Here is a 15,499-nt window from a genome sequence, read left to right on the forward strand (position 1 = left end):
AAGGTAGCCAGATCGCTCCCGAGTTGTTAAAATCCGGGGAGCTGGCTGTGGCAAGTAGTAGCAAATGCGGATGTGGTGGAATTGGTAGACACGCTGGTCTTAGAAGCCAGTGCTTCGGCTTGGGAGTTCGAGTCTCCCCATCCGCACCAATCCGGGTTGTTCCAGCCCGGACGTGCAGCACCATCAGGATTTTCCCTCAATACATCAGCCCAGTGCGCCCAGTGCGCCCAGTGCCGCCAGTTGCCGGCTCGACTGTTGCACCATTTGCATGATCAGCGCCTGCGCCTGCGGGTAGCCCGCTCTTTCCATCACCGTCCAATCGTGCGCCACCGGCATGAGCGCCTGTAGCACCTGTTGCCGCGCTTGCGGCCAGCTGTGCGCCGCGTCTAGCGTGCAGGGCGGCATGTCCCCCAGCAGATGCAGGGCCGCCCGTGCCTGCGCCAGTTCCTGTTGCGCCTGCAGTGCCGGCAGGTCGCCGCGCGGCGGCGGCTGCTGCGCCAGATAGGTGTCGAGCTTGCGGCTCTGGCGCTCGTACAGGTCGAGCAGCAAATGCAGGGTGGCGCCGCCGGGCCGCCGTTGCGTATCGAGCACGTCGAGCACGTCCAGCAGCCAGCGGGTCATTTGCTGTCCGGCCAGTCCCAGTTCGGGCCAGGTGACGGACAGCAATTGCTCGCCCAGGTAGCGGGCGCGGTCGATGGCGCGCCGGCTGCCGCTCATGTGCTGGCCGATGGGGCCGTACTGGGGCGCCAGCGCCGCTTCCTGCCGCTCCGCCAGCAGGCACAGCAAGGCCAGGTGGACATACACATGAAAGGCGGCCAGGGTGCGGTGGGCATCCCAGTAGTGATTGCCCTCAGTATCGGGCGCATTCCACAGTGAACAGACCTTGGCGCTATCCTCGCGCGCATAGTCGGGCGCCAGCAGGCTGTGGCCGTGGCGGAAGTCGTACAGTTTCTGGTGCAGCGACTCGTGCAGCAAGTGTTCGGCCAGCCACCAGGGGTTGCCGATCAGTTCCTGGTTCAGGAACACGCTGCCGTTGACGCGGAATTGCGAACTGGACGCCTTGCCGCGCCAGGTGCCCAGCTTGGGGAACAGGGCGATTAGTTGCACGTGAGAAAGCGCGCTGGCTGTCAGGCGGGGCAGCAGGGTTTCCAGCAGGCGCAGGCCCCGGCGCAGCAGGACCCGTTCCTGCGGCGTGGGCGTGGCCAGTGGCGCGCCATAGTTGTCGTCCATCACGGCAAGGAAGGCGCGCGCATACGGCGTGTCTTCCTGCCACGCATGCCAGATATAAGTGTCCTCATCCTGCAGGCTGCCCGCGGCGTGCAGCCGCGCCATGGGCGGCAGGTGGGCCACCAGCGGCCCGCCGGGCAGGTCCGCGCGCAGGTGCGCGTGGGCCTGCTGGAACAGCGTCGCGCATTGCGGCAGCGGCAAGCCGTAATCGTCGCCCAGATGCAGCTGGCGCATGGCGTGCTGGACGGCGCAGCGCAGCACCGTGTCGCCCAGCAGCTGGCGCTGGCGCGCGGGCGCCGCCGCGTCGAGCCCGTTGGCCAGCCGTGCGGCCTCGGGCAGGGTGTCACCGAGCTTGTGCAGCCGCCGCCGGTAAGCGACGGCCAGCTGGCAGCGGATGTAGTCGCTGTCGCCAAAGGCGCGGTGGCTGGCCAGCGCCGTTTCCACGGCGCCCAGCACACCGGCGTCCGGTGGCGCGGCGCGAACGCTCTGCATGGGCGGCACGGCGCGGCCGGGTCAGGCGACGGTCGGGTGGTCGTGGTCGTGGTGGCCGTCGCCCTTCATGCGCAATTCCATTTCATCGACTTCCGTCTGGATTTTTTGCAGATCCTCATCGGAAACGCCGTCGAGCAGGCGGCCGAGGACCATATGCAGCTTGGCTTTGGCGTTGCTGGAACTGCCGGGTGCGCTATCGCTCATGATGTTTTCTCCTTTAAATTCACTTGGAGCGGCGCGCAAGGACTTAGGTTTGCCTGAAAAATGGCCAAATTGAGGCAAATCAAAGGTTTTTTGCCCGAAATCTTCGCCGCGAGCGCATTTCTTTGTTTCGGACGGAGCGACAGTTCGCATATACTAATGAACGAAGCAGGCTGGAAAGCCTGTCTCTGGCGAAATAATGAATGCCGGGGCAAGAGTAAAGACAGGGCAGACCCAGGCTGCGGCGATTCGTTCGCCGCCGCTGGCATCCTCTGTGGCCGGGCCGCAAAGCCAGCCACTTCTCCGAAGTCCTTTGTTATAATGCCACGCTTTACCGAATGATGGCCGGCCCTGCGATTTACCTTGAAGCATGGCTGGACGCTCGGAGCCCTGTCGCAGTATTGGAAGCGGCGGATTGTTTGGTGCCTGGTGCGGGTTTTCCCTCAGCCGGGTAGACCAGGTCCATCGTCCTGTTTTCAATGCTTTTACAGATGAATATGCGAGCGAGTGAAGCTGGACCCATGTCTTGCCGCCAGTGATGGCGCAAGGGGTCGGGTCTTCTTTTCTCGCACAAACAGTATCTTATTTTTTGGACGATTTTTTACATGGCAACTGCAGTCGAAACCTTGGGCAAACTCGAACGTCGTATCACGATCTCCTTCCCGCTGACGGACGTCCGCACGGAAGTTGAGAAGCGCCTGAAAGTGCAAGCCCGTACGGCTAAGGCACCGGGCTTCCGTCCGGGCAAAGTGCCGTTGAAAATGGTCGCGGCACAATACGGCTACCAGATTGAATCCGAAGTGCTGAACGATAAAGTCGGCCGCGCATTCAACGACGCCGCCAACGAAAACAATCTGCGCGTGGCCGGCTTCCCGAACATCGTGCCGAAAGAAGAAGCGGCCGAAGGCCAGCTGGCATTCGACGCCACGTTCGAAGTGTATCCGGAAGTCGTCATCGGCGACCTGACGGCCGTGGAAATCGAAACCGTGCAAGCGGAAGTGTCGGAAGCCGAAATCGACAAGACCATCGACATCCTGCGCAAGCAGCGCGTGCACTTCCACACCAAGGGCGAAGCTGGCGAACACGGCGACGGCGGCGAGCCAGTTGCCGCCAATGGCGACCGCGTGACCGTCGACTTCGTCGGTTCCATCGACGGCGTTGAATTCCCGGGCGGCAAAGCTGACGGCTACGCTTTCGTGCTGGGCGAAGGCCGCATGCTGCCGGAATTCGAAGCAGCCACCCTGGGCCTGAAAGTGGGCGAGTCCAAGACTTTCCCGCTGTCGTTCCCTGAAGACTACCATGGCAAGGACGTGGCCGGCAAAACCGCCTCGTTCACCATCACCCTGCAAAAGCTGGAATGGGCGCACCTGCCGGAAGTCGATGCCGAATTCGCCAAATCGCTGGGCGTTGCCGATGGCGACCTGGCCAAAATGCGCGAAGACATCAAAGTCAACCTGCAGCGCGAAGTCGCTGGCCGCGTAAAAGCACGCAACAAGGAAGCCGTCATGGACGCGCTGATCAAAGTTGCTGAGCTGGAAGTGCCAAAGACCCTGATCGCCCAGGATTCCGAGCGTCTGGCCGAAATGACCCGCCAGGACATGGCGCAGCGCGGCATGAACGTCAAGGACGTGCCTTTCCCAGCAGAACTGTTCGCGGAAAAAGCCGAGCGTCGCGTACGCCTGGGCCTGATCCTGTCGCAACTGGTGGGCGACAACCAGCTGCAGGCTACGCCTGAGCAAGTCAAGGCGCAGATCGAAGATTTCGCCCAAAGCTACGAAGATCCGCGCGAAGTGCTGAAGTACTACTACAGCGACCGTCGTCGTCTGGGTGAGATCGAAGCCCTTGTATTGGAAGAAAACGTCGTCACTTACGTGTTGGGCCTGTCGAAAGTCACGACGAAAGCAGTTGCTTTCGACGAACTGATGGGAAGCAACGCACAAGCGTAAACCAGTTGGTATCCGGACGCCGCTCCCGGCCGCAAGGCCGGGGCGGCGCCCTCTAACTGCTTCACAAGGAAATGAAATGACAGGTATGAACCGTAATCCAGCGCTGGACACACAGATGCTCGGCCTGGTGCCGATGGTGGTGGAACAAAGCGGTCGCGGCGAGCGCTCGTATGATATTTACTCGCGCCTGCTGAAGGAACGCTTGATTTTCATGGTCGGCCCGGTCAATGACCAGATGGCCAACCTGGTTGTCGCCCAGCTGCTGTTCCTGGAAAGCGAAAATCCGGAAAAGGAAATCTCGCTCTACATCAACTCGCCAGGTGGTTCGGTCTCGGCCGGCATGGCCATCTACGACACGATGCAGTTCATCAAGCCGGATGTCTCGACCCTGTGCACGGGCATGGCTGCCTCCATGGGCGCTTTCCTGCTGGCCGCCGGCGCCAAGGGCAAGCGTTTCTCGCTGCCCAACTCGCGCATCATGATACACCAGCCGTCCGGTGGTTCGCAGGGCATGGCATCCGACATCGAGATCCAGGCGAAGGAAATCCTTTACCTGCGTACCCGCTTGAACGGCATCATGGCCGAGCGCACGGGCCAGTCGATCGAACAGATCGCCAAGGACACCGACCGCGACCGTTTCATGTCCGCCGACGAGGCCGTTGAGTATGGTTTGATCGACAAAGTGTTGACCAGCCGCGCTTGATGAGCCCCTACCGGTATTGCTAAGGTTGTAAGTAAACGCCCGGGCGATCAAACGTTCGGGCGTTTCGCTTTTATTTCGGGTAGCATGGAGCTTGTGCACGTTGTTGACTTGCGCCATGGGTGGCTGCCCTTGCGGGCAACTGCCGCACTCCGGCTTGCGATTTTGCAATATTGTTAATGCAGTTCCAACCAAAATGCCTTATGTCAGACAAAAAATCCTCTAGCGGCGAAAAACTACTGTATTGCTCGTTCTGCGGCAAAAGCCAGCACGAGGTGAAGAAACTCATCGCCGGCCCGTCCGTGTTCATTTGCGACGAGTGCATCGACTTGTGCAACGACATCATCCGCGATGAAACGTCGAGCATCGAGACGGTGACCGGCACCAAGTCGGATTTGCCGACGCCGCAAGAAATTGCGGCCTTGCTCGACCAGTACGTGATTGGCCAGCAAACCGCCAAGCGCATCCTGGCGGTGGCCGTGTACAACCATTACAAGCGCCTCAAGCACCTGGGCAAGAAAGACGACATCGAACTGGCCAAGAGCAACATCTTGCTGGTCGGTCCTACCGGCTCGGGCAAGACCCTGCTGGCCCAGACCCTGGCGCGCATGCTCAACGTGCCGTTCGTGATCGCCGATGCCACGACCCTGACGGAAGCCGGCTACGTGGGCGAGGACGTGGAAAACATCATCCAGAAGTTGCTGCAAAGCTGCAACTACGACGTCGAGAAAGCCCAGCGCGGCATCGTCTACATCGATGAGATCGACAAGATTTCGCGCAAGTCCGACAATCCGTCCATCACGCGCGACGTGTCGGGCGAGGGCGTGCAGCAAGCGTTGTTGAAACTCATCGAAGGCACGATGGCTTCCGTGCCGCCACAGGGCGGCCGCAAGCATCCGAACCAGGATTTCGTGCAGATCGACACGACCAACATCATGTTCATCTGCGGCGGCGCCTTTGACGGCCTGTCGAAAGTGATCGCCAACCGTTCCGAAAAGAGCGGCATCGGCTTCTCGGCCACCGTGCGCAGCAAGTCGCAAAGCTCGGCCAGCGAACTGATGTTGCAGGCGGAACCGGAAGACCTGGTCAAGTTCGGCCTGATCCCGGAACTGGTGGGCCGCCTGCCCGTCATCGCCACCCTGGCGGAATTGACGGAAGAGGCGCTGATCCAGATCCTCGTCGAGCCGAAGAATGCGCTGATCAAGCAGTATTCGAAGCTGCTCGACATGGAAGGCGCGGAACTGGAGATTCGTCCGGCCGCCCTGCATGCGATCGCCAAGAAGGCGCTGGCGCGCAAGACCGGCGCACGCGGCCTGCGCTCCATCCTCGAGCACGCTTTGCTGGACGTCATGTACGAACTGCCGAGCGAACAAAATGTGGTGAAAGTCGTCATCGACGAAAATACCATCACCAGCGGCGCCAAACCTTTGTTGATTTATCAAGAGACTGCCAAGGCCTCCGGAGAAAATTGATTACTGCCGAGACAAATGCTTAAAAAGGGTTTTGATTCCTTAAGGCATGGCAGTACAATTTAAATCAATGAGTGCAGGCTTCAATCGGAAAGCCACTCGCGGCGCTTAGCTGCGCGTGGCTTTTTTACTGTTACAACTGCATTTGTTACAGTCATGCGGGTGTGTTTTGCGAAATGAACAAAATGTTTGTTTCACAGAATTATTTATTCTCGCCGGTCTTGTGTTTTGGCAGCGAGCGCCAACATCGTAAACACGCTTTCTATAAGGTACGCCATGACAACTTCCAAATTAACTGAGCAAACTCAACTGCCGTTATTGCCGTTGCGGGATGTCGTCGTTTTCCCGCATATGGTGATACCGCTGTTCGTTGGCCGTCCAAAGTCGATCAAGGCGCTGGAAGCTGCGATGGAGCAGGGCAAGAGCATCATGCTTGCCGCTCAAAAAGCAGCCGCGAAGGACGAGCCGTCTCCTTCGGATATCTATGAAATTGGCTGCGTCGCCAATATTCTGCAAATGCTCAAGCTGCCCGATGGCACCGTCAAGGTGCTGGTCGAAGGTGCGCAGCGTGCCCGTATCAACCATATCAGCGATGCGCCGACGCACTTCATCGCCGACCTGACGCCGCTCGAGTCCGAGCCGGGCGACGAGTCGGAAGTCGAAGCCATGCGCCGCGCGATCGTGCAGCAGTTCGACCAGTACGTCAAACTGAACAAAAAGATTCCGCCGGAAATCCTTGCCTCCCTGTCGGGCATCGACGATGCCGGCCGCCTGGCCGACACCGTGGCCGCGCACCTGCCTTTGAAACTTGAGCAAAAGCAAGTCATCCTGGAGATTTTCAGCGTGGCCAAGCGCCTCGAGCACCTGCTGGGCCAGCTCGAAGGCGAGCTCGACATCCTGCAGGTGGAAAAGCGTATCCGTGGCCGCGTGAAGCGCCAGATGGAAAAGTCGCAGCGCGAGTATTACCTGAACGAACAGGTCAAGGCGATCCAGAAAGAGCTGGGCGAGGGCGAGGATGGTGCCGACCTCGACGAGCTGGAGAAAAAAGTCGCTTCGGCGAAAATGCCGAAGGAAGCGCTCGACAAGGCCACCAACGAGTTGAAAAAGCTCAAGCTGATGTCGCCGATGTCGGCCGAAGCCACCGTCGTGCGCAACTACATCGATACCTTGGTCAATTTGCCTTGGAAAAAGAAATCCAAGGTCAATAACGACCTGGCGAATGCGGAAAAAGTGCTCGAAGGCGACCACTACGGCCTCGACAAGGTCAAGGAACGCATCCTGGAATACCTCGCGGTGCAACAGCGCGTCGACAAGCTCAAGGCGCCCATCCTGTGCTTCGTCGGTCCTCCGGGCGTCGGCAAGACCTCGCTGGGCCAGTCCATCGCCCGCGCGACGAACCGCAAGTTCGTGCGCATGGCCCTGGGCGGCGTGCGCGACGAAGCCGAGATCCGCGGCCACCGCCGCACCTACATCGGCTCGATGCCGGGCAAGATCTTGCAATCGCTGTCGAAAGTCGGCGTGCGCAATCCCTTGTTCCTGCTCGATGAAGTCGACAAGATGGGCGCCGATTTCCGTGGCGACCCGTCGTCGGCCCTGCTGGAAGTGCTGGACCCGGAACAGAACCATACGTTCTCCGACCATTACATCGAAGTCGATTTCGATCTCTCCGACGTGATGTTCGTGGCCACGTCGAACTCGTACAATATTCCGCCAGCCTTGCTTGACCGCATGGAAGTGATCCGACTGTCCGGCTACACGGAAGACGAGAAGACCAGCATCGCGCAGCGCTACCTGCTGCCGAAGCAGGTGAAGAACAATGGCTTGAAGGAAGACGAAATCTCGGTGGCCGAGTCGGCCTTGCGCGACATCATCCGCTACTACACGCGGGAAGCGGGCGTGCGTTCGCTCGAGCGTGAAGTGTCGAAGATCTGCCGCAAGGTGGTGAAGATGCTGCTGCTGAAGAAATCCGACAAGAAAGTCATCGTCAACTCGAAGAACCTGGACAAGTTCCTCGGCGTGCGCCGCTATGATTTTGGCGTCGCGGAGAAAGAAAACCAGGTGGGCCAGGTGGTCGGTCTGGCATGGACGGAAGTGGGCGGCGATCTGCTGACCATCGAAGCCGTGTCGATGCCGGGCAAGGGCGGCATCATCCGCACGGGTACCCTGGGCGACGTCATGAAGGAGTCGATCGAGGCCGCCCGCACGGTGGTGCGCAGCCGGGCACAGCGCCTGGGCATCAAGGCGGACGTGTTCGAGAAGAGCGACATCCACATCCACGTGCCGGAAGGCGCGACGCCGAAGGACGGTCCTTCGGCCGGCGCGGCCATGACGGTGGCGATGGTGTCGGTCTTCACGGGCATCCCCGTGCGCGCCGACGTGGCGATGACGGGCGAGATCACCTTGCGCGGCGAAGTGCTGCCGATCGGCGGCCTGAAAGAGAAGCTGCTGGCGGCCCATCGCGGCGGCATCAAGACGGTCCTGATTCCGGAGCAGAACGTGAAGGACCTGGCCGAGATTCCGGACAACGTCAAGAACAAGCTGGAGATCGTGCCGGTGCGCTGGATCGACAAAGTGCTGGAAATCGCCCTCGAGCGCATGCCTGAAGCACTGGCCGAAGTGGCTGCGGTGGAGGCCGTCACGGCCGCCGCCGCCAAGCCTGACGCGGCTGGCGAGGTGGTAAAACACTAACGTTTTACCGCCGTTTTCCCCGAACAAGCGCTTTTAGAGCGCTTGTTTTATATTGAAACGTGAATTGCGCCCCCAAAGCGCTTGACACATATACAGTGTGGCTTGTTTAATACGCCTGCACATTTTTTTCGCCGGACAGCTGTGGTGCCAAAAGTGCCGCAACGATACGGTAAACGTTTTATACCTTTGTAATTGGGGATGCTAGTGAACAAGACTGAATTGATCGACCACATTGCTGAAAAAGCTGACATTTCCAAAGCCGCCGCTGCGCGCGCACTCGACGCTGTTATCGGCGGCGTGACGGAAACTTTGAAAAACAACGACAGCGTGACGCTGGTTGGTTTTGGTACCTTCTCGGTCAGCGAGCGTGCTGAGCGTACCGGCCGCAATCCGCGTACCAAAGAAGCGATCACCATCGAAGCTGCAAAAGTTCCGAAATTTAAAGCTGGTAAAGCTTTGAAGGATGCTGTAAACTAACGGACTTCGGTGAGGTGACAATCACCGGAAACATTTGGCGGCGCTTCCGGGTGCCGCGATTTCAGGGTTGAAGTTCTTCGGATCGCAACCCTGGATGCAAATGCAAGCAGTACTGTGTATTTTTCGGAGTGGTAGTTCAGTTGGTTAGAATGCCGGCCTGTCACGTCGGAGGTCGCGGGTTCGAGTCCCGTCCGCTCCGCCAAAAAAATACGCTCTCAAGGAGTGGTAGTTCAGTTGGTTAGAATACCGGCCTGTCACGTCGGGGGTCGCGGGTTCGAGTCCCGTCCGCTCCGCCAGAATATAGAAACCCGCGCTGCCGAATAAGCAGCGCGGGTTTTTCTTTTATGCGCCCGATTATCTCTGCGCGCTTTCATTTTAAAATTCCCGCATGCCGTTTTTTGAATCAAGAAGCATGGCCATTTAAATCCGCTTTAAGCTGCGCCGGGTTTAATGCGGGGACTGGCGCCTTGCCGGCATCGCCGCGCCGCGCGCCGCCAGGGCAGGGCGCGCGCCCTGATTTACTCTTGCTATAGCGCTATGGGCATTGTAGAATCAGGAGATAATGGCTTGGGCGTCAGAATCCTGCTTTAGTTCCAGCGCCAAGTTGTTGAATCTAAAGGGGAAGTGGACATCTGTCCCGTCCATTCCGCCGAAGAAATCAAGGCGAACGCATGTTCGCCTTTTTTTATAGTGATCCACTCATCCCGAATTGGCTGACCATGTTTGAATTTATTCGTACCCATCGACGCTTGATGCAGTTTCTCTTGATGCTGATCATCGTCCCGTCTTTTGCACTGGTCGGTATCAGCGGCTACCAAAGCTTCGGCGACGGCGCGAACACCATCGCCAAGGTCGGCGACCAGGTCATCACGCAGCAGCAATATGAAGAAGCGCAACGCCAGCAGATCGATCGCTACCGCCAGATGATGGGCGAGCAGTTCGACCAGAAAATGTTCGATACGCCGGAAGCACGCAAGAGCATCCTCGACAACCTGATCGCCGAGCGCGCCGTGGCCGCCGAAGTGGGCCGCAGCCACCTGGTCATCAGCGATGCCGTGCTGCAAAAGGAAGTGCTGGACATTCCAGGCTTGACCTTACCGGACGGTAAATTCGACCTGGAACGCTACAAGGCCATGCTGGCCGCCCAGGGCATGACGCCGCAAATGTACGATGCGCGCCGCCGCAGCGACCTGGCCCTGCAGCAACTGGCCGGCGCCGTGCAAGGTACCGCGTTCGCGCCGAACAGCGTCTCCAAGCGCCTGTCCGACATCACGTCGGAAGAGCGCGAAGTGCAGGAATTGCTGTTGCCGGTCGCCCAGTTCGTGCCTGAAGTCAAGGTCACCGATGCCATGGTCAAGGCTTTCTACGACAAGAACGGCAAGTTCTTTGAAGTTCCCGAGCAAGCCAAGATCGAATACGTGGTGCTCGACGGCGCCGCCGCGGGCGAGCAAGTCGATGTCAGCGATGCCGACGTGGCCGCCTACTACGCGAAAAACCAGAAAGCCTACACGAGCGAAGAAGCACGCCGCGCCAGCCATATCCTGATCGCCGTCAAGAAAGACGCTTCCGCCGCCGACAAGGCCGCCGCCAAGGCCAAGGCCGAAGCCATCCTGGCCGAAGTGCGCAAGGCACCGGCAAGCTTCGCCGCCATCGCCAAGGCCAAGTCGGAAGATCCCGCTTCGGCGGAACTGGGCGGCGACCTCGACGTCGTGGCCAAGGGTGCCTTGCCAAAACCGGTGGAAGACGCGATCTTCAAGCTCAAGCAAGGCGACATCAGCGACGTCGTCGCTTCCGATTTCGGCTACCACGTGCTGACCGTCACGTCCGTCAAGCCGCAGCACGTGAAAGCGCTCGACGAAGTCAAGGGCGAGATCACGGCCGACCTGCGCAAGCAGTTCGCCGCGAAGAAATACTCGGAAATGGCGGAAACCTTCACCAACACGGTCTACGAGCAATCGGACAGCCTCAAGCCGGTAGCCGACAAGCTGAAGCTGAAAGTGGAAACCGTTGCCAACCTGTCGCGCACGCCGTCGCCGGCACTGGGCGCCGCGCCGTTCAATAACGCGAAATTCCTCAGCGCCATCTTCTCGAACGATGCACTGAAGGAAAAGCGCAATACGGAAGCCGTGACCGTCGGCCCGAACGTGCTGATCGCGGGCCGCGTGGTGGAATTCAAGCCGGCTGCCAAGCGTCCGCTGGCCGAAGTCGAAGCGATGATCCGTCAGCGCGTGACCCTGGAAGAAGCGGCGAAGCTGGCGAAGAAAGCCGGCGAAGCCAAGCTGGCCGCCCTGAAGGCTTCGGGCGACGCCAGCGGTTTCGGCGCCGCGCAATGGGTATCTCGCAGCAAGCTCGACGGTATCAACCGCGCCGCCATCGCGCAAGTGATGAAGGCCGATACCAGCAAGCTGCCCGCGTACGTGGGCACGGAATTGCCGGCACTGGGCTATGGCATTTACCGCATCGCCAAGGTTCAGCAGCCTGAGCAGGTCGATGCGGCGCGCCGCCAGCAAGAGAAAGACCAGATCAGCAATATCCTGGCACAACAGGAAATGTTCGATTATGTCGAGTACCTGAAAAACAAGGCCAAGGTCAAGATCGTCAAGCCGGTCGCAGCCCCGGCCACGGCGCCGGTAGCGCCGTAAGAGTTTATATGCGTAAAAATAGCCGCTCTCGAGCGGCTATTTTTTTTGGCTCTGTCCCCGGCAAGCAGGGGAATTCCAGGAATCTGTCTCCGCTCCTGCTGTCTGGCCCTGCATATCGGAGCACCGGGGGCCGTCCATGCGGCCAGCCCGGTGGAAGGCCTTCATGGCCCGGTTCGCCGCACCGCTACGCGCCGCGGGACGCCGCCGTGGCCCTGATCGACAGCATGGCCCGGCAGCGGTGGCATTGTCCCGATTGTCGATTGTAACTGCAGCCATGCTTACCGGCAGGGCCACGCACACGGCTTGCAGCGTTGCCGCTGCGTGCCGTGCCGTGCGGGCGCATCCGCTCTGCAGAAACATTACTGAAGGCAACACCGGGCGCATTCCCGCACCTGGCGGTGGCATGGCCATTTTTGGGGCTGGAAACGCTTGCCGCCTCAACCGCGCAGCGCCTGCGCCGGGGGCAGGCGCATGGCCAGCCAGGCGTGGCGCGCCGCCGCCGCGCAGGTCACGGCCATGGTGGCGGCCAGGGCCAGCAGCATGGTCCACCAGCCCACCGGCGCCCGTTCGACAAAGCCGGCCAGGTAGCGCTCGATGGCCAGCGCCGCCAGCGGCAGCGCGAGGGCGGCCGACAGCAGCACCAGCGTGCCCGTTTCGCGCAGCACCAGCAGGCCGATGGCGGCGCGGTGCGCGCCATGCAGCTTGCGCAGCACGATTTCCCTGGCGCGGCGCTGCACCGTGTGGGCCGACAGCACATAGGTGCCGAAGGCGGCGATGGCCAGCGCGATGCCCGTCGACAGGGTCAGCAGGCGCGCCATGCGCGCATCGTCCGCGTAGTTGTGGGCCAGGATGGCGGCGGCGGGCCGCAGCTTGATGATGGCTTCGGGAAAGTAGCGGGGCCAGGCCGCGCGCACGGCCGCCTCCACGGCCGCCAGCGACCCCGTCGCGCGCACGCTGAGGACGCTTCCTGCCGTCCACAGCTCGTACGCTATGGCGCGCGGCGGTTCGCGCAGCGACTGGAAGCGCAGCTCCGGCGCGATGCCGATCACGCGCTTTTCGGTCACCTTGTTGTCAAAGCCCTTGAACAGCAGGATCTGCCCCAGCGCGGCGGCCGGCTCGGCGAAGCCCAGCTGGCGCGCCGCGATGGTATTGAGCACCAGCGGCACGCCGTCGTCCTCCCTGTCCTGGCGCGGATCGAACAGGCGGCCAGCCGTGGCAGCGACGCGGTACTGCGCAAAGAAATTGGCGCTCACCGACTTCATTTCCATCGGCGCGCTGGCGCCGCCCGGACGCTTCAGGTCGCGGAACCAGGCGGCGTTCCTGCGGCCCACCGCATCTTCCGAGATGGCGATGCCGGCGACAGCCGGCTCGGCCTGCAATGCGGCGATGAAACCTTGCGCCTGCACGTTGCCGCGCACCAGCACGGGCAAGTCGACGATGAGCAGCGGAGCGGGGTCGAAGCCGGGCGCCGCGCGCATGGCATAGCTGGCCTGCCAGGCGATGGCCACGCTGATGCTGGCCAGTCCCATGGCGCTGGCCACCTGCAGCAGCGTCAGCGCGCGCCGCAGCCGCAGGCCGCGCGCCGATTCGCCGCCGCCCCTGCCGCTCATGACGTGGCCCGGGCGCACGCCGATGGCGATCCAGGCCGGGTAGATGACGGTCAACAGGCCCAGCAGCAGTCCCAGCGCGCCGGCCGTGGCGATGCTGGCCGGCGCCAGCAGCGTTTCCAGCCTGCGGTCGACCAGTTCGGCGAACAGCGGCTGCAGCAGCCACGCCAGCAGCAGGCCCGCGGCCGCGGCCGCCAGCGATACCAGCAGCGATTCGGCCAGCAGTTGCAGCACGATCTGGCGCACGCCGGCGCCCAGCACCTTGCGCATCGCCACTTCCGTCTGGCGCCGCTGCATGCGCACGGTGGCCAGGTTGACGTAGTTGACGGCGGCCAGGGCCAGGATCAGCGCCGCCATGGCCGCCAGCGCGGCGATGGCGGCCGGGTGGGCCCGTTCGCCCGGCCCCGCGATCTGGTTGTGCGCCACGTCGGCGTCGAAATACGCGCTGCCCAGCGGTGCCAGCACGATGTCCATCGCCTTGCGTCCTGCCAGGCGCTGCCGCGCTTCCAGCGGCAGCGCCTGCACGGCGGGGCTGGCGTCGATGGCTTGCTGCAAGGCCCGCGCCACCGCGTCCGGCGCGCTGCCAGGGTGTAGCCGCAGCAGCAGCTTGCCCCACCAGCCGCGCTGTCCCGTGTGCATTTCGTCGCGCACGTCCGCATCGGCCAGCAGGGAATCGGTGCCGACCAGCGCTTCGAATGCGATGGTCGTGTTGGCGGGCGGCGTGGGCACGATGGCGCCCACGCGCAGCAGCTTGCCGTCGGCCAGCAGGGTGCGGCCCACGGCCTGGCTGCTGCCGAACAGGCGCCGCGCCGCGTCCTGCGTCAGCGCGATGGCGCCCGGCTGGCCCAGGGTGTGCGCCAGGTCGCCCTGCAGCGCCTGCAGGCCCAGCAGCTCCTCGAAGCCCGGCATGACCGTCAGGCTGGCCAGCTGGCTCAACTGCGTGCCGATGCGCACCGTGAGTCCCTGGCTTTCCGGGCGCGACGGCAGGTAGGCGGTGGCCGCGGCGACGCCGGGCGCGTTGGCGCCGGCCTGGCGCAGCAGTAGCGGCGCCTGGTCGAACCAGGGCGCCTTGGGGTCGACGTTGTAGCGCTGCTTGACCACGTACAGCTGTTCCACGTGCGCGATATGCTGGTTCGACTGCCAGGCATGGCGTACCAGCGCCAGCAGGAGCAGGGCGGCGGCGAAGCCGATGGCCAGGCCGCCCGTCACCACCAGTGCGTACGCGGGATCGTGGCGCAGGCTGCGCCAGGCCAGGCGTAAATGTGCGAATGTCATGTCGGGCTCTCCTCAGGCGGCATGCAGCGCATCGACGAGGATGCGCCCGTCGAGCAGGCGCAAGGTGCGCGAGGCCTGGGCCGCATGCGCGGCCGAGTGCGTGACCATGATGACGGTCGTGCCTTCGGCATTGATCTGGCGCAACAGCCGCATCACTTCATCGCCGTGGGCCGTGTCCAGGTTGCCTGTCGGTTCGTCGGCCAGCAGCATGGCGGGGCGCGCCACGAGCGCCCGCGCGATCGCCACGCGCTGCTGTTGTCCGCCCGACAATTGCGACGGCCGGTGCCGGGCGCGGTGGGCGATGCCCAGCTTGTCGAGCATGGCCGCCACGCGCGCGCGCCGTTCCGGCGCGGGCACGGGCAGGTATTCCAGGGCCAGCGCGACATTCTCGGCCACCGTCAATTCTTCGATCAGGTTGAAGTTCTGGAAGATGAAGCCGACCCTGCCGCGCCGCAGGCCATTCAGCTTCGCTTCGCTCCAGCCGGCCACGTTGCGTCCCTCGAACCAGTATTCGCCGCTGTCCGGCGTGTCGAGCAAGCCCAGCATCGCCAGCAAGGTCGACTTGCCGCAGCCCGATGGCCCGGTGATGGCCACATATTCGCCGGGATCGATTTCCAGGCTGATGCAGTCGAGCGCGGTCGTGCGCACGTCGCCGCCCTGATAGATTTTGCTGACATTCGAAAGCTTGAGCATGCCGTCCTTGTGCTGGGGAAGGGAAGTGGATCGGGGGCGCGCGAACGCGGTGGTCGTCATGATTGTGTCATCTCCTGGGGGC

The 15,499-nt window shown here is 62.1% G+C and carries 10 protein-coding genes and 3 tRNA genes; 9 read left to right on the forward strand and 4 right to left on the reverse strand.

The genetic code is table 11. The features are described 5' to 3' along the window. Positions 1–66 precede the first annotated feature (66 nt). Positions 67–149, forward strand: a tRNA-Leu gene (locus tag AC3RCJ_RS14730). A 55-nt stretch (positions 150–204) separates the two neighbouring features. On the opposite strand, the gene AC3RCJ_RS14735 is transcribed toward AC3RCJ_RS14730, so the two are convergent. Both AC3RCJ_RS14735 and AC3RCJ_RS14740 read right to left on the reverse strand, forming a co-directional pair. Continuing rightward, a complete protein-coding gene (locus AC3RCJ_RS14735; RefSeq protein WP_492963766.1) occupies positions 205–1,719 on the reverse strand; it encodes a hypothetical protein in 1,515 nt (504 codons plus the stop codon). A 21-nt stretch (positions 1,720–1,740) separates the two neighbouring features. Then, positions 1,741–1,923: a hypothetical protein gene (locus tag AC3RCJ_RS14740; RefSeq protein ID WP_492963768.1), complete on the reverse strand. Its 183-nt coding sequence runs from the start codon at positions 1,921–1,923 to the stop codon at positions 1,741–1,743. 602 nt (positions 1,924–2,525) lie between these two features. Here AC3RCJ_RS14740 and tig point away from each other — a divergent pair. The 8 genes from tig to AC3RCJ_RS14780 all read left to right on the forward strand — a co-directional run bounded on the left by tig (position 2,526) and on the right by AC3RCJ_RS14780 (position 11,842). Then, positions 2,526–3,866 carry a trigger factor gene (gene tig, locus AC3RCJ_RS14745; RefSeq protein ID WP_492963770.1) on the forward strand — a complete coding sequence of 447 codons (1,341 nt, stop codon included), beginning with the start codon at positions 2,526–2,528 and terminating at the stop codon, positions 3,864–3,866. 85 nt (positions 3,867–3,951) lie between these two features. Then, a complete protein-coding gene (gene clpP / locus AC3RCJ_RS14750) occupies positions 3,952–4,569 on the forward strand; it encodes an ATP-dependent Clp endopeptidase proteolytic subunit ClpP (protein ID WP_374106380.1) in 618 nt (205 codons plus the stop codon). A 200-nt stretch (positions 4,570–4,769) separates the two neighbouring features. Then, a complete protein-coding gene (gene clpX / locus AC3RCJ_RS14755) occupies positions 4,770–6,038 on the forward strand; it encodes an ATP-dependent Clp protease ATP-binding subunit ClpX (protein WP_492963772.1) in 1,269 nt (422 codons plus the stop codon). Positions 6,039–6,311: 273 nt separating this feature from the next. Continuing rightward, complete coding sequence (gene lon / locus AC3RCJ_RS14760; protein ID WP_492963774.1) at positions 6,312–8,723, forward strand: endopeptidase La; 2,412 nt, start codon at positions 6,312–6,314, stop codon at positions 8,721–8,723. A gap of 204 nt (positions 8,724–8,927) precedes the next feature. Continuing rightward, positions 8,928–9,200, forward strand: coding sequence for an HU family DNA-binding protein (locus tag AC3RCJ_RS14765; protein WP_010398442.1), 273 nt, complete (start codon positions 8,928–8,930; stop codon positions 9,198–9,200). 125 nt (positions 9,201–9,325) lie between these two features. After that, positions 9,326–9,402: transfer RNA gene (locus tag AC3RCJ_RS14770), tRNA-Asp, on the forward strand. Positions 9,403–9,419: 17 nt separating this feature from the next. Next, positions 9,420–9,496 (forward strand) — tRNA-Asp (locus AC3RCJ_RS14775). Between the two features lie 423 nt (positions 9,497–9,919). Next, positions 9,920–11,842, forward strand: coding sequence for a SurA N-terminal domain-containing protein (locus AC3RCJ_RS14780; protein ID WP_492963776.1), 1,923 nt, complete (start codon positions 9,920–9,922; stop codon positions 11,840–11,842). Positions 11,843–12,279: 437 nt separating this feature from the next. Here the strand turns inward: AC3RCJ_RS14780 and AC3RCJ_RS14785 are convergent, their stop codons facing one another. Next, positions 12,280–14,724: an FtsX-like permease family protein gene (locus AC3RCJ_RS14785; RefSeq protein WP_492963778.1), complete on the reverse strand. Its 2,445-nt coding sequence runs from the start codon at positions 14,722–14,724 to the stop codon at positions 12,280–12,282. 12 nt (positions 14,725–14,736) lie between these two features. Next, a complete protein-coding gene (locus AC3RCJ_RS14790; RefSeq protein WP_492963784.1) occupies positions 14,737–15,417 on the reverse strand; it encodes an ABC transporter ATP-binding protein in 681 nt (226 codons plus the stop codon). Between the last annotated feature and the right edge of the window lie 82 nt (positions 15,418–15,499).

Source organism: Janthinobacterium sp. GW822-FHT07H11 (assembly GCF_058798615.1).

Bases quoted from the DNA above. Each gene is read 5' to 3' on its own strand.
- clpX (WP_492963772.1), top strand. From the start codon at position 4,770: ATGTCAGACAAAAAATCCTCTAGCGGCGAAAAACTACTGTATTGCTCG.
- AC3RCJ_RS14785 (WP_492963778.1), bottom strand. From the start codon at position 14,724: ATGACATTCGCACATTTACGCCTGGCCTGGCGCAGCCTGCGCCACGAT.
- AC3RCJ_RS14780 (WP_492963776.1), top strand. From the start codon at position 9,920: ATGTTTGAATTTATTCGTACCCATCGACGCTTGATGCAGTTTCTCTTG.
- AC3RCJ_RS14735 (WP_492963766.1), bottom strand. From the start codon at position 1,719: ATGCAGAGCGTTCGCGCCGCGCCACCGGACGCCGGTGTGCTGGGCGCC.
- tig (WP_492963770.1), top strand. From the start codon at position 2,526: ATGGCAACTGCAGTCGAAACCTTGGGCAAACTCGAACGTCGTATCACG.
- AC3RCJ_RS14790 (WP_492963784.1), bottom strand. From the start codon at position 15,417: ATGCTCAAGCTTTCGAATGTCAGCAAAATCTATCAGGGCGGCGACGTG.
- clpP (WP_374106380.1), top strand. From the start codon at position 3,952: ATGAACCGTAATCCAGCGCTGGACACACAGATGCTCGGCCTGGTGCCG.
- lon (WP_492963774.1), top strand. From the start codon at position 6,312: ATGACAACTTCCAAATTAACTGAGCAAACTCAACTGCCGTTATTGCCG.
- AC3RCJ_RS14740 (WP_492963768.1), bottom strand. From the start codon at position 1,923: ATGAGCGATAGCGCACCCGGCAGTTCCAGCAACGCCAAAGCCAAGCTG.